21 protein-coding genes are annotated in these 24,944 nt (G+C 66.0%); 16 read left to right on the forward strand and 5 right to left on the reverse strand.

Annotation, left to right across the window (positions count from 1 at the left end; all coding sequences use genetic code 11):
* Window positions 1-21: 21 nt before the first annotated feature.
* Window positions 22-288, reverse strand: a complete 267-nt coding sequence (locus AZC_RS25330) for a hypothetical protein (protein WP_148209775.1) — start codon at window positions 286-288, stop codon at window positions 22-24.
* A gap of 141 nt (window positions 289-429) precedes the next feature.
* Between AZC_RS25330 and AZC_RS00945 the strand changes: the two genes are divergently transcribed.
* The 4 genes from AZC_RS00945 (at window position 430) to AZC_RS00960 (ending at window position 8,212) form a co-directional block, all read left to right on the forward strand.
* A complete protein-coding gene (locus tag AZC_RS00945; protein ID WP_012168719.1) occupies window positions 430-2,769 on the forward strand; it encodes a DUF3141 domain-containing protein in 2,340 nt (779 codons plus the stop codon).
* Window positions 2,770-2,906: 137 nt separating this feature from the next.
* Window positions 2,907-4,268, forward strand: coding sequence for a bifunctional enoyl-CoA hydratase/phosphate acetyltransferase (locus AZC_RS00950; RefSeq protein WP_012168720.1), 1,362 nt, complete (start codon window positions 2,907-2,909; stop codon window positions 4,266-4,268).
* 39 nt (window positions 4,269-4,307) lie between these two features.
* Window positions 4,308-5,489: an acetate/propionate family kinase gene (locus AZC_RS00955; protein WP_012168721.1), complete on the forward strand. Its 1,182-nt coding sequence runs from the start codon at window positions 4,308-4,310 to the stop codon at window positions 5,487-5,489.
* 122 nt (window positions 5,490-5,611) lie between these two features.
* Window positions 5,612-8,212, forward strand: a complete 2,601-nt coding sequence (locus tag AZC_RS00960; RefSeq protein ID WP_052285823.1) for a plasma-membrane proton-efflux P-type ATPase — start codon at window positions 5,612-5,614, stop codon at window positions 8,210-8,212.
* Between the two features lie 204 nt (window positions 8,213-8,416).
* Here the strand turns inward: AZC_RS00960 and AZC_RS26265 are convergent, their stop codons facing one another.
* On the reverse strand, window positions 8,417-8,548 hold the full coding sequence (locus AZC_RS26265) for a hypothetical protein (protein WP_274532303.1): 132 nt from the start codon (window positions 8,546-8,548) through the stop codon (window positions 8,417-8,419).
* Window positions 8,549-9,037: 489 nt separating this feature from the next.
* Between AZC_RS26265 and AZC_RS00965 the strand changes: the two genes are divergently transcribed.
* From AZC_RS00965 to AZC_RS00980, 4 genes are all read left to right on the forward strand, one after another.
* Complete coding sequence (locus AZC_RS00965; protein WP_052285824.1) at window positions 9,038-9,355, forward strand: hypothetical protein; 318 nt, start codon at window positions 9,038-9,040, stop codon at window positions 9,353-9,355.
* Window positions 9,356-9,628: 273 nt separating this feature from the next.
* Window positions 9,629-12,343: a magnesium-translocating P-type ATPase gene (gene mgtA / locus AZC_RS00970; protein WP_043878728.1), complete on the forward strand. Its 2,715-nt coding sequence runs from the start codon at window positions 9,629-9,631 to the stop codon at window positions 12,341-12,343.
* Window positions 12,344-12,543: 200 nt separating this feature from the next.
* On the forward strand, window positions 12,544-13,620 hold the full coding sequence (locus AZC_RS00975; RefSeq protein WP_012168724.1) for a sensor histidine kinase: 1,077 nt from the start codon (window positions 12,544-12,546) through the stop codon (window positions 13,618-13,620).
* Window positions 13,617-14,261 (forward strand): response regulator transcription factor, encoded by a 645-nt coding sequence (locus AZC_RS00980; RefSeq protein ID WP_012168725.1) that lies wholly within the window; start codon window positions 13,617-13,619, stop codon window positions 14,259-14,261. Before AZC_RS00975 ends, AZC_RS00980 begins: the two co-directional genes overlap by 4 nt.
* Window positions 14,262-14,446: 185 nt before the next feature.
* On the opposite strand, the gene AZC_RS00985 is transcribed toward AZC_RS00980, so the two are convergent.
* Together AZC_RS00985 and AZC_RS00990 are read right to left on the reverse strand one after the other, a co-directional pair.
* The gene (locus AZC_RS00985) at window positions 14,447-15,766 is read right to left on the reverse strand and encodes a flavin-containing monooxygenase (RefSeq protein ID WP_012168726.1); all 1,320 of its coding nucleotides are present in this window, start codon (window positions 15,764-15,766) and stop codon (window positions 14,447-14,449) included.
* 177 nt (window positions 15,767-15,943) lie between these two features.
* Window positions 15,944-17,092, reverse strand: a complete 1,149-nt coding sequence (locus tag AZC_RS00990; protein WP_043878729.1) for a branched-chain amino acid ABC transporter substrate-binding protein — start codon at window positions 17,090-17,092, stop codon at window positions 15,944-15,946.
* A 364-nt stretch (window positions 17,093-17,456) separates the two neighbouring features.
* Between AZC_RS00990 and AZC_RS00995 the strand changes: the two genes are divergently transcribed.
* The 8 genes from AZC_RS00995 to AZC_RS01030 all read left to right on the forward strand — a co-directional run bounded on the left by AZC_RS00995 (window position 17,457) and on the right by AZC_RS01030 (window position 24,416).
* Window positions 17,457-18,374, forward strand: a complete 918-nt coding sequence (locus tag AZC_RS00995) for a branched-chain amino acid ABC transporter permease (protein ID WP_043878730.1) — start codon at window positions 17,457-17,459, stop codon at window positions 18,372-18,374.
* Window positions 18,374-19,549 (forward strand): branched-chain amino acid ABC transporter permease, encoded by a 1,176-nt coding sequence (locus tag AZC_RS01000; RefSeq protein WP_148209776.1) that lies wholly within the window; start codon window positions 18,374-18,376, stop codon window positions 19,547-19,549. The genes AZC_RS00995 and AZC_RS01000 overlap by 1 nt, the downstream gene beginning before the upstream one ends.
* Window positions 19,550-19,552: 3 nt before the next feature.
* On the forward strand, window positions 19,553-20,365 hold the full coding sequence (locus AZC_RS01005; RefSeq protein WP_012168730.1) for an ABC transporter ATP-binding protein: 813 nt from the start codon (window positions 19,553-19,555) through the stop codon (window positions 20,363-20,365).
* Window positions 20,352-21,050, forward strand: a complete 699-nt coding sequence (locus tag AZC_RS01010) for an ABC transporter ATP-binding protein (RefSeq protein ID WP_043878731.1) — start codon at window positions 20,352-20,354, stop codon at window positions 21,048-21,050. Before AZC_RS01005 ends, AZC_RS01010 begins: the two co-directional genes overlap by 14 nt.
* On the forward strand, window positions 21,047-22,195 hold the full coding sequence (gene argE, locus AZC_RS01015) for an acetylornithine deacetylase (RefSeq protein WP_012168732.1): 1,149 nt from the start codon (window positions 21,047-21,049) through the stop codon (window positions 22,193-22,195). Before AZC_RS01010 ends, argE begins: the two co-directional genes overlap by 4 nt.
* A gap of 82 nt (window positions 22,196-22,277) precedes the next feature.
* Entirely contained in the window at window positions 22,278-22,691 is a 414-nt protein-coding gene (locus AZC_RS01020) for a RidA family protein (protein ID WP_012168733.1), read from the forward strand.
* A 10-nt stretch (window positions 22,692-22,701) separates the two neighbouring features.
* Window positions 22,702-23,376 (forward strand): DUF1028 domain-containing protein, encoded by a 675-nt coding sequence (locus AZC_RS01025; protein ID WP_012168734.1) that lies wholly within the window; start codon window positions 22,702-22,704, stop codon window positions 23,374-23,376.
* Between the two features lie 89 nt (window positions 23,377-23,465).
* Window positions 23,466-24,416, forward strand: coding sequence for a LysR family transcriptional regulator (locus AZC_RS01030; protein WP_012168735.1), 951 nt, complete (start codon window positions 23,466-23,468; stop codon window positions 24,414-24,416).
* 23 nt (window positions 24,417-24,439) lie between these two features.
* Here AZC_RS01030 and AZC_RS01035 read toward each other — a convergent pair whose 3' ends face one another.
* Entirely contained in the window at window positions 24,440-24,865 is a 426-nt protein-coding gene (locus AZC_RS01035; RefSeq protein ID WP_081433861.1) for a winged helix-turn-helix transcriptional regulator, read from the reverse strand.
* Window positions 24,866-24,944: the final 79 nt, after the last annotated feature.

The following is a 24,944-nucleotide window of genomic DNA, read 5'->3' on the forward strand; positions in this document are numbered from 1 at the left end:
CATGGTGTCGGAGATGTCCCATCAGGTGAGGCACAGGTATCTGAGCTGGTTCCGGTTTTTTTCAGACCGGATACCGATGGAGAACTCCAGTTCAATAGCTTGGGCGAAGAGTGATTTTTCCAGCATGAAGAAGTCGAATGTGACGAAAGCGCAGGTGGCCTTCATCCCGAAAGCTGGCTGAAGGATGGAATGCCAATTCCGCAAGGTTAGCGCAAGGCCGAGATCAGCGAAGCTACGTTCATTAATTGACGCAGGACGCATGCAGCACTGCTTCTTGATCTGGAGCAAGGCAGTAGCACGGAACCCCGACTAGGAAATCTGGAGCGACTGCAGTCTGGCACGTGAGACGTGGAGTAAATCGGGTCGCTGTGTTGGTTTGGCGTAGCGCCGATGCGTCCGTGATGCCCTGCAAACATCCGGGAGTTTCCCATGGCCGGCGAATCCGCAACTCCTGCTCCGCTCCAGCCCGGAACGTGGGGCCAGCCAGGACATCAGGCCGCGCCGTGGAGCGGCGTCTTCGCCGAGGCGTGGAGCCGGGCTTTCACCGGCACGGCGCCGCTGCCGCCGGGGATCGGGACGCTGCCCGCGGGGCCGCTCGTGGACTATCTCGTGGACGCTGCGCAGCGCTCGGTCCTGTTCATCGACCTGATGCGTCGGCGCGGCAATGAGCAGCAGGACATCACCTCGCGCCCCATGGCGACCGTGCTCTCCTTCGATCATGACGTGCTGGTGAGCGGGCGGGCGCTGCCGCGGCCCATCAACTATTTCCTGTCCCGCATCGTGCCGCCGCCCGGCGCGAAGGTGGATCCCGACAAGCGTCCGGTGGTGGTGGTGGATCCCCGCGCCGGCCAGGGGCCGGGTATTGGCGGGTTCAAGACCCAGAGCGAAATCGGCGAGGCGCTGGCCAACGGCCATCCCGTCTATTTCATCGGTTTCTCGGCCCAGCCGGAGCCCGGCCAGACCTTCCTCGACGTGGTGGAGGGGCAGGTCTCCTTCTTCGAGCGCATCGTGGCCATGCACCCCGATGCCCCCCGGCCGTTTGCCATCGGCAACTGTCAGGCCGGCTACCAGACACTCATGGTGGCCATGCTGCGGCCCGACCTGTTCGGCCCCTGCATGGTGGCCGGCTCGCCCATGTCCTATTGGCAGGGCGTCCACGGCAAGAATCCCATGCGCTATTCCGGCGGCCTGCTGGGCGGCTCGTGGCTCACCGCGCTGGTGAGCGATCTTGGGCGCGGCAAGTTCGACGGCACCTGGCTGATCCTCAACTTCGACAGCCTCAATCCGGCCAACTGGCTGTGGGGTAAGCAATACGATCTCTATGCGGCGGTCGATACCGAGGCACAGCGCTATCTGGGTTTCGAAAAGTGGTGGGGCGACTTCATCACCCTCAACGGCGACGAGATCCAGTTCCTGGTGGACGAACTGTTCATCGGCGACGGGCTCACGCGCAACGAGATGCGCTCCAGCGACGGGACGGTGTTCGACCTGCGCAACATCGCCTCGCCGCTGATCGTGTTCACGTCCCTCGGCGACAATATCAGCCCGCCGCCCCAGACGCTTGGCTGGATCCTCGACCTCTACAAGGACGTGGACGCCATCCACGCGGAGGGGCGCACCATCGTTTACTGCCTGAACCAGACGGTCGGCCATCTCGCCATCTTCGTGTCTGCCAAGGTGGGGGCGAAGGAGGACGAGGAGATGGTCCGATTGATGGACCTCATCGACTGCCTGCCGCCGGGCCTCTATGAACTTGTCATCTCGCCTGCCTCCGAAGAGGAGGTGAAGGCTGGCGGCCATCCCTGGCACAGCCGCTTCGAAGCGCGCAGCCTTGAGGACATCCGTGCCTTCGGCCGCAACAGCGTGGAGGACGACCGGGCCTTCGCAGCGGTGCGTCGGGTCTCGGAGATCAACCTGTCCCTTTATCGCACCTTCCTCCAGCCGGCGGTGCGGGCGCTGGCCAATCCGCACATGGCCGAACTGCTGTTCGCCACCAATCCGCTGCGCCTCAGCTACAGCCTTTTTGCGGACTCGAACCCGTTCATGAAGCCGGTTGCCAAAGCTGCGGCCGAGGTGACGGCAGCGCGCAAGCCGGTGCCGCCGGACAATCCCTTTCTCGCCGTCCAGAAGCTGTGGTCCGACCAGATCAGTGCCGGGCTCGATGCTTTCCGGGACTTGCGCGACCGCGCGGTCGAGCAGGCCTTCTTCGGCATTTACGGCTCGCCGGTGCTTCAGGGCATGCTGGGCTTGAACCTTGACGAGAAGGTGCGCGAGCTGCCGCCGACCAGCCCGCAAAAGCGCGCCTTCCTCACGCAGAAGATGGCCGAGTTCCGCGACCGCGTGGACGAGGGCGGGTTCAACGAAGCCCTGGTGCGGTCCGTCCTGTTCGTCATCGCCGCCGACCGGCAGTTGGACGAACGCTGTGCCGCGGCGCTGAAAGAAACGTGCCTGCGGCTGACGCAGCTTTCCATCTCGGATTTCAAGAGCCTGGTGCGCCGGCAGTTCTACATCCTGCTGCTCGAGGGCATCGCTGCGGTCGAAGCCATCGCGACCCTCGTGCCCGACGGCGCCGCGCGACAGAGCCTCCTGAACGACGCTGCCGCAGTGGCGGGGGCCAACGGCACGCTCACCATCGGCGAGCAACAGAACATCGAGAAGCTGGCCGAGGTGCTGGGCGTTGCCGCGCCACACTCCCCCGCGCCGGTGCTGCCGGCCGACACGCACCGGTCCGCCCCCTCGACGCTTCAGATCGCGCCCGCCGGCGCCTGAAACGCAGGCCCGAACCGTCTTCTCCGGAGGCGCCACCGCCCGCACCCGCCACCGGCTGTCCAGTCCCGCGCCTGATCGAGGTCGGCCTCCGCCGTCCGCCCGCCAGCGCGTCCTGTTCGTCCCGAGGAGGCACGTCCATGCCGATCATCACGAACCGCGCGTTCGAGGACATCCGTCCCGGTGACGCCGCCTCCGTGTCGCGCACACTCACCCCCGGTGATCTCAGGGCCTGGGCAACCGCCTTCGGCGATGCCGGTTTGGTCGCAGGCATCGGTCCCGGACAGGCGGCAACGGGCATCGCCTCATCCCTTTTCGCCGCGCTGGCCGGCTCGGCCCTGCCCGGGCCGGGCGCGATCATCCGGTCGGCGGCAGTGACGGTGCATGGGCCGCTGCCCGCCGACCATCTCTTGAACGTCGACCTCACGGTGCGCGAGGCCCGCGCCGCCGACAAGGTTCTGATCCTCGACGCCCGGCTCGCCGACCGCGATGGCGTGGCGATCGCCACCGGGGTGCTCGAAGTGGCGGCGCCCCAGGCATCCGTGCGGGTCGAGATTCCGGAGCACCGCCTGGACTGCCTGCTGGACCAGTGCCGGACCCTCGAGCCCATGCCCACCGCCGTCGTGCATCCTCTGAGCCTTGATGCCCTCGCAGGGGCCATCGATGCGGCAGCCGCCGGGCTGATCGTACCGGTGCTGTATGGACCCGAAAGCGGCATCCGCAGCCTTGCCGAGACCGGCAAGTTCGACCTCTCCGGTTGCCGCATCATCGCCACCAGCGGCGAGGAGGACTCGGCCGCGAGGGCTGCCGCAGCGGCCGGCGCCGGCGAGGTGCAGGCACTCATGAAAGGCAGCCTGCATACCGACGTTCTGCTCCATGCGGTGATGCAGAAAGAGGCGGGGCTGCGCACGGGGCGGCTGCTGAGCCATTGCGCCCTCATCGCCATGCCCACCTATGCCCGGCGGGTGGTCGTGACCGATGCGGCGCTCAACATCGCGCCCGACACCGACCAGAAGCGCGACATCTGCCAGAACGCCATCGGGTTCGCCCGGGCGCTCGGCGTGGCGGTCCCGAAGGTGGCCGTGCTCGCCGCCGTGGAGATGGTCCGCACCAAGATGACGGCCACGCTGGACGGCGCCATCCTCGCCAAGATGGCCGATCGCCGCCAGATCGTGGGCGGCATCGTCGATGGCCCCCTCGATCTCGACGCCGCCGTGGACGCCGAGGCGGCCCGCGTAAAGCACATCGTCTCGCCGGTGGCCGGCGCGGCGGATGTGCTGCTGGCGCCCAACATCGAGGCTGGCAACATGGTCTACAAGAACGTCTCCTTCATGGCGGACGCGCAGACCGCCGGCCTGGTTGTGGGCGCCAGGGTGCCGGTGATGCTGACCAGCCGCGCCGACACGGCCGCTGCGCGCCTGTTCTCGGCCGCCACCGCCGCTCTCTATGCCGACGCTTTGGCCCGCGAGCCCGAGGCCATCCTGCCGGCAACCGCAGACTGAACGCCGCGGCCCGTCCTTCCCCCGATGAGGAGCAAGCTCATGACCGATGCTGTCCTGGTGGTGAATTCCGGCTCGACAAGTCTCAAGTTCGCGGCTTATGCGGCGGGCGCCGACGCTGTGCCGCCGCTGCTCTGCCGCGGCGTGGTGGACAGCATGACGAGCGATCCCCACTTCATCGCCAAGGCGCCGGACGGCACACCGATCGATGCCCATGAATGGGGGGAAGGCCAAAACCTCGGCCATGGTCGGGCGTTGTCCTTCATCATCCAATGGCTGGAGCAGCACGAGGCCAACATCAAGGTGGTGGCGGCCGGGCACCGGGTGGTGCTGGGCGGCACCCGCTTCGAGGGGCCGGTGCGCATCACCCCGGAGGTGCTTGACTATCTGGACGGGCTTTCCGCCATGGAGCCGTCCCACCAAGCCTATAACGTGCGGGGCGCACGTGAACTGGCGCAGGACTTCCCCGGCCTGCCGCAGGTGGCGATGTTCGACACATCGTTCCACCGTTCCATGCCGGAGGTGGCGCAGGTCTATGCCCTGCCCGCCGAGCTCCGCGACACCGGCGTGCGCCACTGGGGCTATCATGGCATCTCGTACGACTACATCAGTCGGCAGGTTCCCAAATACGTGCCGGACGCACGGCGGGTGATCGTCGCCCATCTCGGCGGCGGAGCCTCCATGTGCGCCATGCTGGATGGTCGCAGCATGGAGACCACCATGGCCTTCGCCGGCCTCACCGGCCTGCCCATGGCCACGCGCTCGGGCGACGTGCCCGCCGACGTCCTCTTTTATCTTCTCAAGACGCAGGGCCATGACGTCGCAAGCCTCGAGAAGCTGCTGTACGGCAAGTCCGGCCTCCTCGGCCTGTCCGGTGTCACCGGCGACATGCGCCAGCTTCAGGACAGCAAGGATCCTGCGGCGGTGCTGGCGGTGGATGCCTTCGTCTATGCCATGACCAAATTCACGGGCGCCTATGCGGCGGTGCTGGGCGGCCTCGACGCCCTCGTCTTCACCGCGGGCATCGGCGAGAACTCGCCCATCGTGCGCGCCGCTCTCTGCGCCCGGCTGGAGTGGCTGGGCGTGAAGCTCGACCCGGCAGCCAACACCGCGAACGGGCCGCGCATCTCGGCGACCGACAGCCGGGTGGGGGTCTTCGTCATCCCCACGAATGAGGAGCTGATGATCGCGCAACACACGCTGGCTCTGTTGCAGACCGCCTGAGCCAGGCCGCGCTGCCCGCCCGCGCGAATTGCCGCAAATCAATTCGGGTGCGGGTGACACTGTTCACGATGACGCGCCGCGTGCGCCGCCGGAGCGGCGAGATCGGCGTTAGGGGATTGGCCATGTCACAGAGCGTTGCCGCCGCACCCGCCATCTCGGGACGCACCCCACCGGCAAAAGCGAAGCCCGCGGACGGCGGATCTTCGCGGCTCGATGCCGATGCCATCGCCGCCAAATTCGCAGAACTCAGTTCCTCGCCGCAGGGACTGAGTTCCGCCGACGCTGCCCGACTGCATCAGACATACGGCCCCAACACCATCGCCGCACATGAGGAGAGCCGCTGGAGCAAGCTGCTCGGCTATTTCTGGGGTCCCATTCCCTGGATGATCGAAGCGGCGGCGCTGCTCTCGCTGATCCGGCTCGACTGGCCCGACTTTATCGTCGTGATGGGCCTGTTGCTCTACAACGCCGTCGTCGGCTTCTGGCAGGACAGCAAGGCCGCAAGTGCGCTTGCAGCGCTGAAGAAGGGCCTCGCGCTGAAGGCCCGCGTGCTGCGGGATGGCAACTGGATCACGGTCGACACCAGCGATCTGGTACCCGGCGATGTGGTGAGCATCTCCGGCGGTGAGACGCTGCCGGCCGATCTGATCCTGACCGAAGGCAAGTATCTCTCCGTCGATCAGGCCGCGCTGACGGGCGAATCGCTGCCGGTTTCCAAGTCGGTCGGCGATAGCGGCTATTCCGGCTCCATCGTGCGTCAGGGCGCGATGACCGCGCTCATCACCGCGACCGGCAACGCCACCTTCTTCGGCCGCACCGCGAAGCTCGTCGCCTCCGCCGGCGCCAAGTCGCATGCGGAGAAGGCGGTCATCCAGATGGGTGACTTCCTGATCATCCTCTCGGCGGCGCTGGCGCTGCTGCTCGTCGTCGCGCAGGTCCACCGCGACATCGTCGCCGAAGGGCACTGGGAATGGGCCCATGCGGGCGCCATCGTCCAGCTCGTTCTCGTCCTGCTGGTCGCCTCGGTGCCGGTGGCGACGCCGGCGGTGATGTCCGTCACCATGGCGCTGGGTGCGCTGGCCCTGTCGAAGCAGCAGGCCATCGTCTCCCGTCTATCCGCGATCGAGGAACTGGCTGGCGTCGACGTGCTGTGCTCGGACAAGACCGGCACGCTGACCATGAACCAGCTCACGCTCCAGCCCCCGATCCCCTGGGGGTCGGCGGCACCGGACGAACTGATCCTGGGCGCGGCTCTCGCCTCGCAGAAGCAGAGCGCCGACGCCATCGACAAGGCGGTGCTGGCGGGCCTCAAGGACCCGAAGGTGCTCGACCAATATCGACAGGTCGACTTCACGCCCTTCGACCCCGTCAGCAAGAAGACCGCTGCCGCCGTGGCCGGACCGGACGGGAAGACCGTGCATTATGCGAAGGGAGCGCCGCAGGTCATCGCGGCGCTGTGCGGGCTCGGCCCCGATGGCGGAAACGCCTATTTCGATGCAGTCGCGAAGTTGGCCCACGATGGCACGCGCGCGCTCGGCGTGGCGCGCTCCGACGACGGCACGCACTGGACCCTGCTCGGCCTGCTGCCGATGCTCGATCCGCCGCGCCCCGATGCTGCGGCGACCATTGCACATGCGCAGAAACTCGGCATCGCCGTGAAGATGGTGACCGGGGACGATGTGGCCATCGGCAGCGAGATTTCCCGCCAGCTCGGCCTCGGCGACCACTTGCTGGTCGCCGGCGAAGTGTTTGGAGAGGACGCCAATCCCGAGCACATCGCCATCGACGCGGTCCGGGCGGTGGAAGTGGCGGATGGCTTCGGCCGCGTCTTCCCGGCGCACAAGTTCGAGATCGTGAAGGCGCTGCAGGAAGGTGGCCACATCGTCGCCATGACGGGCGACGGCGTCAACGACGCACCGGCACTGAAGCAGGCCGATTGCGGCGTGGCGGTATCGGGCGCCACGGATGCGGCACGCAGCGCGGCGGCGCTGATCCTCACGGCGCCGGGCCTGTCGACCATCATCGCGGCGATCATGGAGGCGCGCGCCATCTTCGAGCGCATCACCAGCTACATTTACTACCGCATCGCGATGACGCTCAACATCATGCTCGTCGTGGTGCTGACCTATCTCGTCTATAATTTCATGCCGCTTACCGCGATCATGATCGTCGTCATGGCGTTGCTGGACGACATCCCGATCATGACGATCGCCTATGACAACGTGAAGGTTCAGGATCGGCCGGTGCGCTGGAACATGCACCGGATCATCTCCTTCTCCACTGTCATGGGCATCATGGCTCTGGTGCAGAGCTTCGGCATCGTCATGCTCGGCATGTTCTGGATGAAGAGCCCGGGACTGACCGCCATCCTGCCCATGGACCAGGCGCATGTGCAGACTATGCTGTTCCTTCAGTTGGCGGCGGGGGGCCACCTCCTGTTCTTCGTCTCGCGGGTGCAGGGCACGCTGTTCAAGCCGCCCTATCCGAGCCTGCCGGTGATGGGCGCGGTGATGGGCACACAGGTGTTCGCCATCTTCATGTGCGCGTTCGGCTGGTTCATGCCGGCGCTGCCGTGGCTGCTGATCGGCATCGTTTGGGTCTACTGCCTGGTGTGGACGCTCATCATGGATCTGGTGAAGCTGCTCTATTTCCACATGGTCGACCGGCGAGACCGGCAACGCAGCATCATCGACAGCTCGATCGGCCCGGCCATGCCGCATTGAGCCACACCGGCCCATGCCGGCAGACCGGAGTTTTCCAACAATAACTTCTTCAAAATAATGTTGAGCGTCTTGTCATGGAGAGAGCAGGCCGGGCGAAAGGCGGCCGACCTGCTCTCTTATCCTGCTCTTCAATCGCGTACGCGGGGGGCTAGCATGCGCAGTCGCGAGCCATAGGCCGCTATGCGCAGCTCGTGCACGCGATTATCAGCAGCAGCCCTTGAGGTGTACGCACCCACAACAATTGCCCTGGCCGCAGCCCGCATGAGCATTGACGGCAAAAATCGGCGAGGAAACGAGCAGAGCCGCAGCAAACAGAGATGCCGTGAACTTCTTCATGATGATCCCTCCTGAAAGGAGGCCCTACGCAACCTGCCTGATCGCGATTTCTACGTGGACCTCACGCGAAAATTACTAATGGGCGCGCTATTCCGGAGTCAATATCGCGCAAAAGCTCGATAGCCGTGAAGCTGGGGGCGTGCCACCAGAACGCTTAAGCCATTACAAAGTCGATTTTTTCTCGTCGATTTTGCACTCTTAACGCCTCTCCATCACGGGGGTGCGCATCTGCGATGCCATATCGGGATATACGTTCGTATATGCCTGATATTCTATTTATACTTAGAAAATCTGATTTCGGCGTGGACCGTGCCTAGTCAGGTTGCTATGTGACGCATGCATTCGATGACATTGTGCTCCGGATGCCAGATCGGAACCTTGAAATGCCCAGCGACAGTAGTCGAAGAAACGTGCCGCGCGGCCTATCCGGTCGGGTCTGAGAAATCGGTCTCGCCCTGACGGCCCGCGCGGCGCGTCCAGGAGTGAGACATGAACCGAGTCTTCTTCGCTTCGCGCGGCGTCTTCGCGCGCCTCTTTGCTCGCCTTTTCTGTGCGGGCGCCTACAAGCCTCAAATCCCGGTCGCGGTCGCAGCACCCTTTTTCTCGCCCGTCCACGCCAACGCGCCGTCTGAGCGGCGGAGGCCGCACGCCGTGTGGTCCGTCAATGCGGACACCGGCCGCATAGAATGCAGGTGGACCACCGACGGCGACGAGATCGCCGAATGGCTCTGTCGGCCCTTGATTGAACGGGCAGGCCTGATCCTTGCTGCCACTCAGCCTTCACTCGGGACAGGGTCATTCAGATGACCTTCGCCAGGCCCTCGCGGCTACCTCGATCCTCCCGCTGAAGCCTGCCTCGGCCCCCTGCGCCCCGCCTTCCGGTTCGGGCGCGGGGCGTCGAGCCGTTGCTGAAGCTGCGTGACCGGGCTCCAGCAGCGCCGCCCCAGCAGCGCTGGCCCGCCGAGGCGGCCCCCCTTCCTCCAGGAAACCCTCCATGACGCCCCAGCGCATCATGGCTGCGCTTCCGTCTTCCGGTCGGAGGCGGCATGCAGTCATGATACGCGACAGGAGACTGAGCAGATGAATACTGTCGTGAAACCCGCCTCGCTGAAGGCCGAGAGGCTGGACAGCCGCAAGCTGTCGATGCGGGCGGTCGTCGAGGCCCGGAACGACGTCGACATGACGCTGGCCAATATGAACGCACGCCTCGACGGCCTGACCTTTGCTGAGGCGGAGCGACGGCTGGCCGCGTCCGGACCGAACGAGGTGGCGCGTGATCGGCGGCCGCCCGCGGTCATCCAGTTCCTGCTGGCGTTCAAGAACCCTTTCATCGCGGTTTTGATCCTGCTGGCCGCGATCAATTCGGTGACCGACATCATCTTGCCGCTCCGCAAGGGCGAAGATCCAGATTACACCACGGTGACGATCATTCTCACCATGGTGATGCTGAGTGCTCTCCTTCGCTTCTGGCAGGAATACCGGTCCGGCAACGCTGCCGATGCGCTGAAGGCGATGGTGCGGACCACGGCGACCGTGATACGCCGCGCGAGTCCCACGTCGGGACCCGAAATCCGCGAAATCCCGATGGCGCAGATCGTCACGGGCGACATCATTCGACTGTCGGCTGGCGACATGATCCCGGCCGACATCCGGCTCGTCGAGTCGCGAGACCTGTTCGTCAGCCAGGCGGCGTTGACCGGCGAGGCGCTGCCGGTCGAGAAGTACGATACGCTGGGCGCCGTCGCCAAGAAATCAGCCGGGGCCGCCGCCGGCGAACAGACCGGGCTGCTCGATCTGCCGAGCATCTGCTTCATGGGCACGAACGTGGTCTCGGGAACGGCCACCGCCGTCGTCGTGGCGACCGGTACGCACACCTATTTCGGTTCGCTCGCGAAGACGATCGTCGGATCGCGGGCGGAGACGGCGTTCGACCGCGGCGTCAACAGCGTCAGCTGGCTGTTGATCCGCTTCATGCTGGTGATGGCGCCCGTCGTTTTTCTGATCAACGGCCTGACCAAGGGCGACTGGATGGAGGCGTTTCTTTTCGCCCTGGCCGTCGCAGTCGGTCTGACGCCGGAAATGCTGCCGATGATCGTCTCGTCCAACCTCGCCAAGGGTGCCGTCGCGATGGCGCGGCACAAGGTGGTGGTGAAGCGCCTCAACGCCATCCAGAATTTCGGCGCGATGGACGTGCTGTGCACCGACAAGACCGGCACGCTGACACAAGATAAAATCATCCTGGAGCACCACGTCGACATCGAGGGCAAGCCGGACGACGACGTGCTTCGCTTTGCGTGGCTGAACAGCCACCACCAGAGCGGCGTCAGGAACCTCATGGACCAGGCCGTTGTCCATTTTGCCGAGCGTGCGCCCGAGGTCCTGCACTCGGTGATGTCCTACGGCAAGGTCGAAGAACTGCCTTTCGATTTCGTTCGGCGGCGACTGTCAGTCATCCTTGAGGACCGGTGGGGACGCCAGCTGCTGATCTGCAAGGGTTCGGTCGAGGAGATGCTGGCGATCTCGACACGCGTCCGGGACGGCGAGACGACACGGGTCCTCGCAGAGCCCGAACGCGATCGCCTGCTGGCCCTCGCCCGGGCCTACAACGCAGACGGTTTTCGCGTTCTTGTCGTCGCCACGCGCGAGATTCCGGACGGCGCATCCAAATCCCATTACACCATCGACGATGAGAGGGATCTCGTCGTCCAGGGCTTCCTCACCTTCCTCGATCCGCCGAAGGAGACGGCCGGGCCGGCCCTCGCCGCCCTCGCCGCCCATGGCGTGACGGTCAAGGTGCTGACCGGCGACAATGAGGTCGTCACCGCAAAGATCTGCCGCGAGGTCGGGCTGGATCCCGGTCTCCCGCTTCTGGGGCGGGAGATCGAGCAACTCGACGACGCCGCGCTGCGTCTTGCGGTCGAGCAGCGGACGATCTTCGCGAAGCTGACCCCGTTGCAGAAATCGCGCGTCCTGACCGCGCTGCAGGCCAACGGCCATACGGTGGGATTCCTGGGCGACGGCATCAATGACGCGCCTGCACTGCGCGACGCCGATGTCGGCATCTCGGTCGACAGCGGTACGGATATCGCCAAGGAATCCGCTGATATCATCCTTCTCGAGAAAAGCCTCATGGTCCTGGAGGAAGGCGTCGTCAGGGGGCGTGAGACCTTCGGAAATATCATCAAATATCTGAACATGACCGCCAGCTCGAACTTCGGCAACGTATTCTCGGTGCTGGTGGCGAGCGCCTTCCTTCCCTTCCTGCCGATGCTTGCGATCCATCTCCTGATCCAGAATCTGATGTACGATATCTCGCAACTGTCGTTGCCTTGGGATCGGATGGACGAGGAATTCCTCCGCAAGCCCCGCAAATGGGACGCCAGGAACATCGGGCGCTTCATGATCTGGATGGGACCGACGTCATCGATCTTTGACATCACGACCTTCGCGCTCATGTGGTTCGTCTTTGCAGCCAACACGCCGGAGCAACAGTCGCTGTTCCAGTCGGGCTGGTTCATCGAGGGCTTGCTGTCTCAAACACTGGTGGTGCACATGCTGCGCACGCAGAAGATCCCGTTCATCCAGACCCGTGCGGCGTTGCCGGTAATGCTCATGACGGGGCTCGTCTGCGCCCTTGGCATCTACATTCCGTTCTCGCCGCTCGGCGCCATGGTTGGGCTGCAGCCGCTGCCCTGGCAGTATTTCCCCTGGCTGGCCGCAACGCTGCTGAGCTACTGTCTTCTCGCCCAAGGCATGAAGACGTTCTACATCCGCCGCTTTCGCCAGTGGCTGTGACCGGCTGAGCGAAAAGGGCATAACGGCGGGCGAGAATGTCGCCCGCCGACCCATTCCACGACCAGCCTGCATGCCGGGCGGCCATGCCCCCCTGAAGGGAGCGAGGAACGGCTACCATTTGGCGCAGTTCGCCGAACGTAGTGGTGAAGGTAAAGCTGGCGCGGACAGGCGTCTGGGCGGACGCATGAAAAGGAGGGACCATGCTGGGTGCGACGCTATCACGGACCGTTTCTGTTTCCCGGTCCTGGGTCGTGCTCGCAATGCTGATCGCGCTGATGACCGCCATCTTCGTGGTCGACACGGTGACCAATTACGCCGTCGCGGCGGCCGTCCTCTATACGGCAGTCCAACTCATCGCCACGCGTTTCCTTTCGGTCCGAACGGTCATTATCCTGACGGGCGCCAGCATCGTTCTGACCCTCCTCAGTTTCGAACTCACCCGCTCCGGCGCCTATGAAGTCGGCGTCGTCAACACCGCCATCAGCGTGGTCGTCATCGGCGTGACGGCCTATCTGGGCCTGAAGCTCAAATCCGCGCAACAGTCGGCGGACGAAACGCGGGAGCGGCTGTTGCGCATGGCGCGCCTGATGACCCTCAGCCAGTTGACCACCTCCATCGCACATGAGGTCAGCCAGCCGCTTGCCGGGATCGCCACCAGCGCCAGCGCCTCGCGCCGCTGGCTGACCCAGCAGCCCCCGAACGTGGAAAGAGCCCTCGCTGCGATCGAACGGGTCGCAAGCGACGCCTGCCGCGCGAACGATGTCCTCGCTCGCGTGCGCGGCATGGCCCGGAGGGAGGCGACGAGCAAGGCCTCGTTTGATTTCAACGAGGCTGTTCGCGAGGTTCTGGATCTCGCTGGCGGGGATATGCTTCGCACGGGGGCGCAAGTCTCCCTGTCACTGGCCGAGAATCTGCCGGCAGCCTTCGCGGATCGCGTCCAGATCCAGCAGGTCATCGGCAATCTGGTTCTGAACGCCATGGAGGCCGTGTCGGCGCTTCCCAACCGGCTGCCCAGATTGACCATTTCGACCGCGCTTGAACCGGCGGGGATGATCAGCTTCTCGATCTCCGACAATGGCCCCGGGGTGTCCCCCGACACCGCGCAGCATCTATTCGATGCCTTCTGGACGACAAAGGAGCAAGGCTTTGGCCTCGGCCTGACCATCTGCCAGACGATCGTGGAGGCGAACGGCGGGCGCATCTGGATGCTTCCGGCCCCGCCAGAGGCGGGCGCAACGTTCGTCTTCAACCTTCCGACAGCGGGTTCAGCGGCGTGACCTCGTCAAACGATCCAAAGCCGGTCGTCTATATCGTTGACGACGATCACTCGGTACGAGCGGCGCTACAGGATCTGTTCGCCTCGGTGACACTCGATGCCATGGCCTTTTCGTCGATCCGTGAATTCCTGGAGCACCCGCGCACGGCGGGTCCGGCCTGTCTCGTGCTCGATGTCAGGATGCCCGCCCAGAGCGGGATGGATTTCTACCTGCAGATGGACAGCCTGGGCCTTCGCATGCCCGTCATCTTCATCACGGGCCATGGCGATATCGCGATGGGCGTGAGGGCCATCAAGGACGGCGCCGTCGACTTTCTGACGAAGCCGTTCCGCGACCACGACCTGCTCGACGCCGTACACACCGCCATCGCGCGCGATCAGCAGAGGCTCCACCAGGAGGAGATCCTCTCGGAGCTTCAGCGCCGATGGGAAAGCCTCAACACGGGCGAGCGCGATGTTCTCCGCCTGGTCGTCAGAGGGCTCCTGAACAAGCAGATCGCGGCCGAACTTTCCGTCAAGGAGATCACGGTCAAGGTCCGGCGGGCCCGCGTGATGCAGAAGATGCGGGCCGCGTCGTTTGCCGATCTCGTCCGCATGGCCGATCAACTTGAGCTCGGTGCTGAGACGCGTCGGAATTCCTGATCCGAGCCGAACAAGCCCCACCGCCGGGCGTTCGTCGCCCCTCCGTTCTGCTCACCGGCAACGCGAGGCAGCCGTCACGGGGCGATCGCTCAGCGCATGCGAAAGCGCGATGCGGCCGGAGCCGCTTCCGCCTGAAAGACGGAGCGGTCCGGCCGCATTGATGGGGCGCGTTTCGATGTCTGCCGTCAGGCCGGGGCGACTTCGGCGATCGCGTGGGGAGCGGTCGCGTCCGGGGCTGCACCCGCGGCGGCGTGATAGGCTATGTAGGAGCGCTGGATCACGATCTGGTCGGCAATGTACTTGGCATCGTGCCACACGCCCCAGATGAAGCTGGAGCCGCGCCGGGACTGCCAGGGCAGGCCGAGGAAATAGACGCCCGCCTCGGTCGAGACGCCGCGCTGGTGGCGCGGGCGCCCGTTGGCGTCGAAGGCGTTCACCTTCATCCAGCTGTAGTCCGAAACGAAGCCGGTGGCCCAGATGATGGTCCCGACGCCGGCTGCCTTCAGATCCAGCGTGGCGAGCGGATCGGTGATGCAGGCGGCATCCGGCACGCGGATGCGGGCCTCGGGCTCCTCGGGGAGGTCGAGGCCGTTGCGCGCCACATAGGCGTCCGCCTCATCCAGCAGGGCTCGGTAGTTGGCATCGCCATTATCGAGGTTCTCGGCCAGATCCGGGGCGAAGGAGAGCACTCCGTCCTTGAAGGACTCCGTGCGACCCACGAGCACCATGCCTTCGCTCGCGAGGCGGCGGAAATCGATGGTGTGGCCGCCGCGAGCGCCGCTGACCGCAATCGTCACGTGCTCCTTGCCGGGCTCCTGCGCGGCGGCGTCCCATTTGCCGAGAACACCGAGCCACCAGCAGAAATCGCGGCCGCGATAGGCACGCGGCGGGCGGTCGTGGGGCCCGACGGAGAGATAGACGGTGCGGCCGGCCCGCATCAGTTCCTCGGCGATCTGCACACCGGAGGAACCCGCGCCCACCACCAGAACCGCGCCGTCCGGCAGTTGGTCGGGGTTGCGATAGGCCGTGGAATGCATCTGCCGGAGCGGCGCGTCCTCCGGCACCAAAGCGGGAATGCTGGGGCGCTGGAACGGGCCGGTGGCCGCCACCACGCGCTGGGCCTCGATGGTGCCGAGCGAGGTCTCCACCCGGAATCCGGTGCGCCCCTCGAGGCGCTCGACCTTCAGCACGTCCACACCGCACCGCACGGGGGCCGCGATCTTCTGGGCGAAGGCGACGAAATAATCCGCGACGGTTTCCTTGTGCGGGAAGTCGTCGGGGCGGACAGCCGTGTCCACGTCGGAGAACTGGAGATCGGGAAAGCGGTCGTGCCAGGCCGGGCCGTTCGCCACCAGCGAGTCCCAGCGTTCCGAACGCCAGCGCTCGGCGATGCGGGCGCGTTCCAGCACCAGATGAGGCACGCCGGCCCTGTTGAGATGGGCGCTCATGGCGAGCCCGGCCTGTCCGGCGCCGATGACCAGCGTGTCGATCTTTTCCACTGACATTTCAGTCCTCTCCGGCGTTGCGAGATGCCATCGGCAGACGTTTCAGGAGCGATCTCGTCGAACGAGCCAGATCATTGACGGTCGTGCGGAGGCAGCCGATGGAGATCGCCTGCATCGTTCTGGTTGCGGGATCGGGATGGAGATGGGGTGCGCGAGGGCACGCCATCATGCATGACCTCAGGGACGGGTGACCCAGGCGCCGTCCTTGACTTCGCGCAGCTCGAGGACGACGGCACGCTTGGTCTGGCCGTTCTCGTCGAAGCTCGTGCGGCCCATGGCACCGTCATAGTCGATGGCGCGGATGGCCTTGGCGATGGCCGCCTTGTCCTTGGTGCCGGCGGTCTTCAGCGCCTCGATGATGATGTTGGTCGCGTCATAGGCGTTCTTCGTGTAGGAGCCCACCGGCTCGGCGAAGTTGGCGCCCTTGTAGGCTTCCGTCATGGCATCGAGCTTCGGGTTGCCGACTTCCTTCGCGATGCCGACGATGGTGCCCGTGGCAGCCGGGCCGGCGATCTTGATGAACTCCTGATCATAGAAGCCGTCCACGCCGATCATCGGCTGGGTCATGCCGAGCTGCGCCATCTGCTGGCGCACGAGGCCGGCTTCCGCCACCACGCCGCCGAAATAGATGGCGTCGGGATTGGCAGCCTTGATCTTGGTGAGCAGGGCGCGGAAATCGGTGGTGCCCACGGGCGCGCTCTCGGCGGCGATGATGGTGCCGCCGTCGGCCTCGAAGAACTTCTTGAAGTTGTCGAGATTGGCCGCGCCGTAGTCGCTGGTGTCGGAGACGATGGCGATGCGCTTGCCGATGTTGGCGGCCGCCCACTTGGCGAGCGGCGCATTGGTGTTCACCAGCGTGGTCACCACGCGCGACACCATGGGATTGTTCTTCTCGGTGATCTTCGGGCTGATGGCGCCCCAGATCACGAAGGGCACGCCGGCGCGGCTGAAGACGGGAATGGTGGCGAGGGCGACGCCGCTGTTCCAGTGGCCGGTGGCCGCCACGACCTTCGGATCATTGGTGAGCTTCAGCGCTGCGGAAACGCCGGTCTGCGGGTTGGCGGCATCGTCGAGGATGACCGGTTCGATCTTGAAGGGCAGGCCGGCGGCATTGGCCTGATCCACCGCGAGCTGGAAGCCGTTGCGGGCCGCAAGGCCCTGCTGCGCATTGCCGCCGCTGAGCGGGCCGATGAAGCCGAGCTTCACCGTCTCCTGCGCCTTGGCGGGGGCGCCGAAGCCGAGGAGCGCGGTCGCCGCGAGCGCGACAGCTCCGAGGGACAGGCGACGGCGGGAAAGCGCACGCGGCGCGCCGGAAATGGGGGCCATGGTCTTCTTTTCCTCTGGAAGCAAATCGCGGGGGGCCTTGGCACGGGGCGGATGGTATGGCCTCTCCCTGACCCGTGAAGTGTGGCCTCAGCCGGTGCGGAAGAAAAATCGGAACTTTTGAAGCCTTGGCATCAGTTTTCCCGAACCAGTCGGTACGGCATGCCGGTCTGCGCGGCGCCGCCGCCCCCCAACTTCAAAACATCAGACCCATTGGTTTGGAAAAAACTATTCTGCCCTAGCGTTGCTTTAGGGCAGATTTGATCCAGCGCATTGACGGGGACGCGCCTCGCACATCCCCCGCTCCTCGTGCTTTTCCGGACAAGACGCAGGCATGCCGCGCGCCGCATCGCCCAAGGGAGGGGCCATGGATGACATCGTCTTCCAGCAGATCGTCAACTGGATCACCCTTGGCAGCATCTACGCCCTTATCGCGCTCGGCTTCAGCCTGCTGTTCGGCGTTCTGAACATCATCCATTTCTCCCACGGCGACGTGTCGCTGCTGGCGCCCTTCCTCGCGCTCGCGGCGGTATCGGCCGTGGGATCGGCGCTGGGAGATGCCGCCTCCCCGGCCGTCTTCCTGCTGGCGCTCGCCATTGCCATCGGCCTCACCGGCGTCATCGGCGTGCTGCTGGATATCGTCGTCATCCAGCGCTTCCGGAAAGCGCCGGCGATGATGGCGCTGGTGGCGACCGTGGCGCTGGGCATCGTCCTGCGCGAGCTGATCCGTCACCTGTTTCCCAATGGCAGCAACCCGCACGCCTTTCCGCGCCTCGTCTCGGGCGATATCACGCTCGGCCGGTTCAACGTGCCGGTCTTCAGCCTGATGGTGGTCGCGGTGTCGGTCGCCTGCGTGTGCGCGCTGTTCCTGATGCTGAACGGCACGCGCCTCGGTCTGCACATCAAGGCCGTCTCGCAGGACCGTGACGCCGCCCGGCTCATGGCCATCGATCCCGGCCGCATCTTCCGCGCCACCTTCTTCGTCGCGTCGGCCATCGGTGCCGTGGGCGGCCTGTTCTTCTCCAGCTATGCGGGCATGGCGCGCTTCGATTTCAGCGTGGACGTGGGCCTCATCGGCTTCTCCGCCGCTGTGGTGGGCGGTCTCGGCTCCATGCCCGGCGCCATCATCGGCAGCCTGCTGATCGCCGGGCTCGACACGCTGGTGCAGGCGGTGGTGCCGAACGGGGCGTCCTACCGCCTCGTCTTCGTCTTCCTGCTTGTCATCGCCGTGCTGGTGTTCCGGCCGTCCGGCCTCATGGGCCGCACCCTCGTGGAGAAAGTGTGATGACGGACAGCCTCGCCATGCGACGCTCCGCCTCCGCCCGCGTGGGCGACGCACTCACCGTCGTCGCGGTGGAACTGGTCGGCGCGCTCTATCTGCGCCAGTTCCTGCTCACCGATGACTGGCGCCTCGTCATCGCCCTGCTGGCGGCCTTCGCGGGCGCGCTCGTGCTGATGGAGCGGCAGCCGGCGCTGGAGGCGCGGATCGAAGGGGCGTTCGCGGCCCAGTCGCGCCTCGCCATGCTGCTCGGCATCGCCATCGTGCTAGCCTTCCCGTTCGCGCTGGAAGGCAACACCTATGCGCTGCATCTGTGCGTCATCTCCATGCTCTATGCCGTGCTGGCGCTCGCGCTCAATTTCCAGCTCGGCAGCGCCAATATCCCGAACTTCGCCACCGGCGCGTCCTATGGCATCGGAGCCTATGCCTCGGCCCTGCTGGCGCTGAATTTCGGCGTCAGCTTCTGGCTGGCGCTGCCGGCCGCCGCCATTGTAGCCACCGTGTTCGGCTTCCTGCTCGGCATCCCGTCCATGCGCACCCGCGACAGCTATCTGGCGCTGGTGACCATCGCGTTCGGGGTCGTGGTCAACCAGCTTCTCAACAATCTGGATTTCACCGGCGGCCCGAACGGCCTCGTGGGCATTCCGGTGCCCGAGCTGTTCGGCCACTCCTTCGCCTCGCCGCTCGTGATCCTCGGCGCCGAGCTGCCGCCGCAGGCGAATTTCTACTACCTCTCCGCGCTGCTGGTCCTGGTCTCCATCCTGTTCGCCGAGCGGCTGCACGATTCCCGCGTAGGCCTTGCCTGGAATGCGCTGCGGGCGGATGAGCTCGCCGCCCGCTGCCAGGGCATCAACGTCACCTGGTACAAGGTGCTGGCCTTCGCGGTGGATGCCTTCCTCGCCGGCTTTGCAGGCACGATCTACGCCTTCTATGTGGGCTTCATCTCGCCGGACAACTTCACCTTCCTCGTCTCGGTGACGATCATGACCATGGTGATCGCAGGCGGCATGGACAACATCCTCGGCGTGATCGTCGGCGCCTTCCTGCTCACGCTGCTGCCGGAAAAGCTGCGTGCCTTCTCGGACTACCGCATCCTGTTCTTCGGCGTCACCGTCATCGCCTTCCTCATGATCCGCCCCCAGGGGCTCTTTCCCCAGCGCCTGCGGCGCTACGGAGACTGACCGATGGGCTTCGACGCTTCTTCTCCCGTCGTTCTCGAGGGCGAGAACCTCACCATGCGCTTCGGCGGCATCGTCGCCATGGCGCAGGTGGAGTTCAGCCTGCGGCGGGGCGAGATCCTCGGGATCATCGGCCCCAACGGCGCGGGCAAATCCACGCTGCTCAACATCATCACCGGCATCTACATCCCCTCCTCGGGTGAGGTGCGGCTGGAGGGCCAGAAGCTCAACGGCGTGCCGGCGCACCGCATCGTCGCGCGCGGCATTGCCCGCACCTTCCAGTCCAGCCGGCTGTTCGGTGATCTGAGCGTGCTCGACAACGTTATCATCGGCCGCCACACCCACACGAAGAGCGGCGTGTTCGACGCCATCTTCCGGAGAGGCAAGGCGAAGGCGGAGCTGGCGACCTCCGCCGCCCATGCCGAACGGTTGCTGAAGAGCGTCTCGCGCAGCCTTTATGACCAGCGCCACCGCCCGGCCGGTGAACTGGCGCAGGCCGACCGGCGCCGGCTGGAGATCGCCCGCGCCCTCGCCACCGAGCCGAAGGTGCTGCTGCTCGACGAGCCGTCCTCCGGCATGGACGACGCCGACACCGATGCGCTGATGGACGACATCCGCAGCGTCTGCGCCGAGCAGCCGGACCTCGCACTGATGATCATCGAGCACGACATGCGCCTCGTGGCGAGCCTGCCCCATCGCGTCATGGTGCTGGACTACGGGCAGAAGCTGGCCGACGGGCCGTATGAGGAGATCCGCAAGATCCCGCGGGTCCAGGAAGCCTATCTCGGACGCAAGGCGGGGCAGCATGCTGGAGCTTGAGAAGGTCGACACCAATTATGGCGTCGTCGCCATGCTGCGGGACGTGTCCTTCTCCGTGAAGGCCGGTGAGCTCGTCTGCATCCTCGGCCCCAACGGCGCCGGCAAGACCACCACATTCCGCGCCATCTCCGGCCTGCTTCCGCTGAGCGCCGGCCGGGTGCGCATCATGGGGCAGGACCTTGCCACCCTGCGCACGGAGGCGTTGAGCGCGCTTGGCATCGGCTTCGTGCCGGAAGGCCGGCGCCTGTTCGCGGAGATCAGCGTGCGCGACAACATTCGCCTCGGCTTCGAGGCGCAGAAGGGACAAGGCCGCTTCGCCGACCGGCTGGAGCAGATGCTCGATCTCTTCCCCCGCGTGCGCGAGCGGATCAACCAGCGCGCCGGCACGCTGTCGGGCGGTGAGCAGGCCATGGTGGCGCTGGCGCGTGCCCTCATCGGCGCACCCAAGCTGGTGGTGATGGACGAGCCCTCGCTCGGCCTCTCGCCGAAGCTGATCGACGAATATTTCGACACGGTGGCGGAGATCAACAGGCGCGGCACCACCGTTCTGCTGATCGAGCAGAATGCCGAGACGGCGCTCTCCATCGCGCACCGGGGCATCATGCTGGTGAAGGGACGTGTCGTCGCCTCCGGGGACGCGGCAACGCTCCTCTCCAACGACGCCGTGCGCCACCTCTACCTATGAGCACGCTCGATCTCCTCGATCGGCTGATCGCCTTTCCGACGGTGAGCCGCGATCCCAACCGCGAGCTGATCGCCTTCGTGCAGGCCTTCCTCGGCCAGCACGGCATCGCCAGCGAGATCATTGCAACGCCGGACGGAAGGAAGGCGAATCTCTTCGCCACCATCGGCCCCACCGACCGGCCCGGCATCATGCTCTCCGGCCATACGGACGTGGTGCCCGTGGAGGGGCAGGCCTGGACGGCTGATCCGTTCCGCCTGCGCGTCGCGGACGGACGCGCCTATGGGCGCGGGGCGGCGGACATGAAGGGCTTCCTCGCCGCAGCGCTCGCCCTCGCGGCACGGGCAGCGGCACGGCCGCTCGAAACGCCGCTGCACCTCGCCCTCAGTCATGACGAGGAGGTGGGCTGCGTCGGTGTGCGCTCGCTCATCGAACGCCTGTCCACGGCTTCCGTGCGCCCGCGCCTGTGCATTATCGGCGAGCCGACCTCGCTGCGTGTCGCCACCGGCCACAAGGGCAAGCTCGCGGCGCGCGCCACCTGCTGCGGCGTGGAAGGCCATTCCGCTCTGGCGCCGAAGGCGCTCAACGCCATCCATCTGGCGTGCGATTTCGTGGGCCTCCTGCGCACCCATCAGGACCGCATCGCCGAGAGCGGCGCACGGGACGCGGATTACGACATCCCCTACACGACGCTGCACGCTGGCGTTATCGCCGGTGGCACGGCGCTCAACATCGTGCCGAACCGCTGCACGGTGGATTTCGAGATCCGCAACATCGCGCAGGACGACGCCTCGGAGGTGCTCACCCGCCTGCTGGACGACGCCGCGCGACTGGTCGCCGAACGCCGCGCGGCCTTTCCCGCCGCCGACATCGCGGTGGAGGTGGTGAACGACTATCCCGGACTTGCCACGCCCAAGGAGGCGGAGGTGGTGGCCTTCGTGCAGGCGCTGGTGGACGACGCCTCCACCTTCAAGGTGGCGTTCGGCACGGAAGGTGGACTGTTCGATGCCCGCCTGTCCATTCCCACCGTCATCTGCGGCCCCGGCTCCATGGACCAGGGCCATAAGCCGGACGAATTCATCGCCCTCGACCAGTTGGAGGCCTGCGACCGGATGATGGACCGGCTTCTCCATCGGCTCGCGGCCTGAGGCCGGAGCAGACCCGCTTTCCGCATCGCCGCCGGGCGGCTCCGGCCGGCACCTTTATCGATCGAAGACGTGAGGCACGCCCATGATTCACCGCCGCATCCGCCCCTTCAACACCGCCAAGACCTATCCCGAGCAGCGTCTCGACAACGACCTCGCGCAGGCCGTGGTCGCGCGCGGCACCACCATCTTCCTGCGTGGCCAGTGCCCGCAGGATCTCGACACCGCCGAGGATGTCGGCATCGGTGATCCGGTGGCCCAGACCCACAAGGTGATGCAGAACATCCGCCAGTTGGTGGAAGAGTCCGGCGGCACCATGGAGCACGTGTGCAAGCTCGTGGTCTATCTGACCGACGTGCGCCACCGCGAGGCGGTCTATCGCACCATGGGCGAGTATATCCGCGGCGTGCATCCCGTCTGCACCGGCCTCGTCGTGGTGGCGCTGGCCCGCCCCAGCTGGCTGGTGGAGATCGACGCCACCGCCGTCATTCCCGACTGAGGCTGGCGTCATGACCTTCTCCATCGCCGCGCGCTGTGCGCGGACGGGGCGCTTCGGCGTTGCCATCTCCTCGTCCTCTCCGGCGGTCGCCGCCCGCTGCGCCCATGTGCGGGCGGGCGTGGGGGCGGTCTGCTCCCAGAACGTCACCGATCCGCGCCTCGGCCCGGCGGCGCTCGACCTGATGGCGCTCGGGGCCTCCGCCACGGGAGCCGTGGAGGCGCTCGCCGGCTCGCGCCCCTACATGGCCTTCCGGCAGGTGACGGCGGTCGATGCCAAGGGCCGCGTCGCGGTGTTCTCCGGTGACAAGGCGCTGGGCACGGTGGCCGTGGCCGAGGGGACGGATTGTGTGGCGGCAGGCAACCTGCTCGCCACCGACCGCGTGCCGGCCGCCATGGTCGCGGCCTTCGAGGCGGCGCCGGGGGATCTGGGCGACCGCCTCATCGCGGCGCTTACCGCCGGTCTGCGTGAGGGCGGCGAGGCGGGCCCGGTGCATTCCGCCGGCCTGCTGATGGCGGGCGAGGAAGCCTGGCCGGTCGCAGACCTGCGCGTGGACTGGGACGAGACCCGCCCCATCGCCGCGCTGGCCGATCTCTGGCAGCTCTGGAAGCCGCAGATGGAGGCCTATGTGCAGCGTGCGCTGGTGCCGGACGCCGCCCCGAGCTTCGGCGTCCCCGGCGACGCCTGAGGCCGACGTGCCGCTCCGCGTGCGACGGACCCTCCGACATTCTCCGGCGGCGCTCTCGCAAGGCGCCGCCGGACGGGGTATGGATCGGCATGCGCTACACGTTGCGGCAGCTCGAATATTTCATCGCGGCGGGTGAGACGGGATCGATCACCCTCGCCTCCGAGCGCATCAGCATTTCCCAGCCGTCCATCTCCACGGCCATCAGCCATCTGGAGCAGGAACTGGGCGTGCAGCTCTTCGTGCGCCATCACGCGCAGGGCCTCTCGCTGACCCCCGTGGGCCGCAAGCTTCTCGCCGAGGCCAAGCACCTCATCGAGCAGGCGGAAGGGCTCTATGCCGTCGCCTCGGAAGCGACCGACCAGGTGCGCGGACAATTGTCCGTGGGCTGCATGGTGACGCTGGCGCCCATGATCCTGCCCGAACTCTCCCACGGCTTCACCACCGCCTATCCCGGCGCGCAGATCCGCCATGTGGAGGCCAATCAGGAACGCCTTCTGGACGGCCTGCGCCGCGCCGAGATCGACATTGCCGTCACCTACGATCTCCAGATCCCCGACGGCGTCACCTTCACGCCGCTGGCCAGCCTGCCGCCCCATGTGGTGGTGAGCGAGGCCCACCCTTTCGCCCGCCTGTCCGCGGTGAGCCTGAAGGATCTGGCGGACGAGCCGCTGATCCTCCTCGATCTGCCCATCAGCTCCGAATATTTCCTCGCGCTGTTCCTGCAGGAAGGGATCCAGCCGCGCATCCATTCCCGCTCCGCCTATCAGGAGGTGGTGCGGACCATGGTGGCGAACGGCTATGGCTACACGCTGGCCAACGTCCGGCCGCGCTCCGACATCGCGCTGGACGGGAGGCGGGTGGTGCGGGTGCGCATCGCCGGCGAGCACCGGCCCATGGTGGTCGGGACCGCCACCGTCTCGCAGTTCAAGAAATCCCGCCTGCTGCAGAGCTTCGAGGCCCACTGCCGGTCCTTCATCTCGGACGCCTACATTCCCGGCATGGTCGCCCCGGCCATTGACCGCCGGACGCGCAGAACCTGAACCCGCGGTTTGCCTGAGACGCCTCAGGTCGCCCGGCTCGTCCTCGCGCCCCAGCTGGCGCGCTCCGCATAGACCCGCGTTACGTCTTCCATATTCTCCGTGCCCCACTGGCACAGGGGCACGAGAGCCTGCGCCAGGCTCTGGCCCAGCGGTGTCAGGGCATAGTCGACGCGCGGCGGGACTTCCTTGTAATCGGTGCGCTTCACAAGCTGGTCGGCCTCCAGCTCCTTGAGCTGCTGGATCAGCATCTTGTCGCTGACATCCCGCACCGCCCGGCGCAGCTCGCCATAGCGGGTGGGCCCACCTTGGGCGAGGAAATAGAGGATCAGCGGCTTCCACTTGCCCGCGATTACCCGAAGCGTCGCATCGAGGCCGCAGGTGAAGCCCGGCAGCGTGGGCGTGCAGGTGCCGACCTGCGGCTCGTCCGTCTCTGGCCTGTCTGTCGTCATGCACGGGTACTTACCAAAAGGTGCATACTTGTCAATTTGTGCGTTCCCAGCCAACTGAGAGCCACCTCATTGAAGGAGC

Origin of the sequence: Azorhizobium caulinodans ORS 571 (genome assembly GCF_000010525.1) — a bacterium.
Classification (GTDB): Bacteria; Pseudomonadota; Alphaproteobacteria; order Rhizobiales; family Xanthobacteraceae; genus Azorhizobium; species Azorhizobium caulinodans.

What these genes read in the sequence shown, in the direction of transcription:
- AZC_RS26265 (WP_274532303.1), bottom strand. Translation starts at nt 8,548, where the DNA reads ATGAAGAAGTTCACGGCATCTCTGTTTGCTGCGGCTCTGCTCGTTTCC.
- AZC_RS00975 (WP_012168724.1), top strand. Translation starts at nt 12,544, where the DNA reads ATGCTGGGTGCGACGCTATCACGGACCGTTTCTGTTTCCCGGTCCTGG.
- AZC_RS00990 (WP_043878729.1), bottom strand. Translation starts at nt 17,092, where the DNA reads ATGGCCCCCATTTCCGGCGCGCCGCGTGCGCTTTCCCGCCGTCGCCTG.
- AZC_RS00955 (WP_012168721.1), top strand. Translation starts at nt 4,308, where the DNA reads ATGACCGATGCTGTCCTGGTGGTGAATTCCGGCTCGACAAGTCTCAAG.
- AZC_RS01035 (WP_081433861.1), bottom strand. Translation starts at nt 24,865, where the DNA reads ATGACGACAGACAGGCCAGAGACGGACGAGCCGCAGGTCGGCACCTGC.
- AZC_RS01000 (WP_148209776.1), top strand. Translation starts at nt 18,374, where the DNA reads ATGACGGACAGCCTCGCCATGCGACGCTCCGCCTCCGCCCGCGTGGGC.
- AZC_RS00995 (WP_043878730.1), top strand. Translation starts at nt 17,457, where the DNA reads ATGGATGACATCGTCTTCCAGCAGATCGTCAACTGGATCACCCTTGGC.
- AZC_RS01025 (WP_012168734.1), top strand. Translation starts at nt 22,702, where the DNA reads ATGACCTTCTCCATCGCCGCGCGCTGTGCGCGGACGGGGCGCTTCGGC.
- AZC_RS00960 (WP_052285823.1), top strand. Translation starts at nt 5,612, where the DNA reads ATGTCACAGAGCGTTGCCGCCGCACCCGCCATCTCGGGACGCACCCCA.
- AZC_RS01005 (WP_012168730.1), top strand. Translation starts at nt 19,553, where the DNA reads ATGGGCTTCGACGCTTCTTCTCCCGTCGTTCTCGAGGGCGAGAACCTC.
- AZC_RS01030 (WP_012168735.1), top strand. Translation starts at nt 23,466, where the DNA reads ATGCGCTACACGTTGCGGCAGCTCGAATATTTCATCGCGGCGGGTGAG.
- AZC_RS00950 (WP_012168720.1), top strand. Translation starts at nt 2,907, where the DNA reads ATGCCGATCATCACGAACCGCGCGTTCGAGGACATCCGTCCCGGTGAC.
- AZC_RS00985 (WP_012168726.1), bottom strand. Translation starts at nt 15,766, where the DNA reads ATGTCAGTGGAAAAGATCGACACGCTGGTCATCGGCGCCGGACAGGCC.
- AZC_RS01020 (WP_012168733.1), top strand. Translation starts at nt 22,278, where the DNA reads ATGATTCACCGCCGCATCCGCCCCTTCAACACCGCCAAGACCTATCCC.
- AZC_RS01010 (WP_043878731.1), top strand. Translation starts at nt 20,352, where the DNA reads ATGCTGGAGCTTGAGAAGGTCGACACCAATTATGGCGTCGTCGCCATG.
- AZC_RS00965 (WP_052285824.1), top strand. Translation starts at nt 9,038, where the DNA reads ATGAACCGAGTCTTCTTCGCTTCGCGCGGCGTCTTCGCGCGCCTCTTT.
- mgtA (WP_043878728.1), top strand. Translation starts at nt 9,629, where the DNA reads ATGAATACTGTCGTGAAACCCGCCTCGCTGAAGGCCGAGAGGCTGGAC.
- argE (WP_012168732.1), top strand. Translation starts at nt 21,047, where the DNA reads ATGAGCACGCTCGATCTCCTCGATCGGCTGATCGCCTTTCCGACGGTG.
- AZC_RS00945 (WP_012168719.1), top strand. Translation starts at nt 430, where the DNA reads ATGGCCGGCGAATCCGCAACTCCTGCTCCGCTCCAGCCCGGAACGTGG.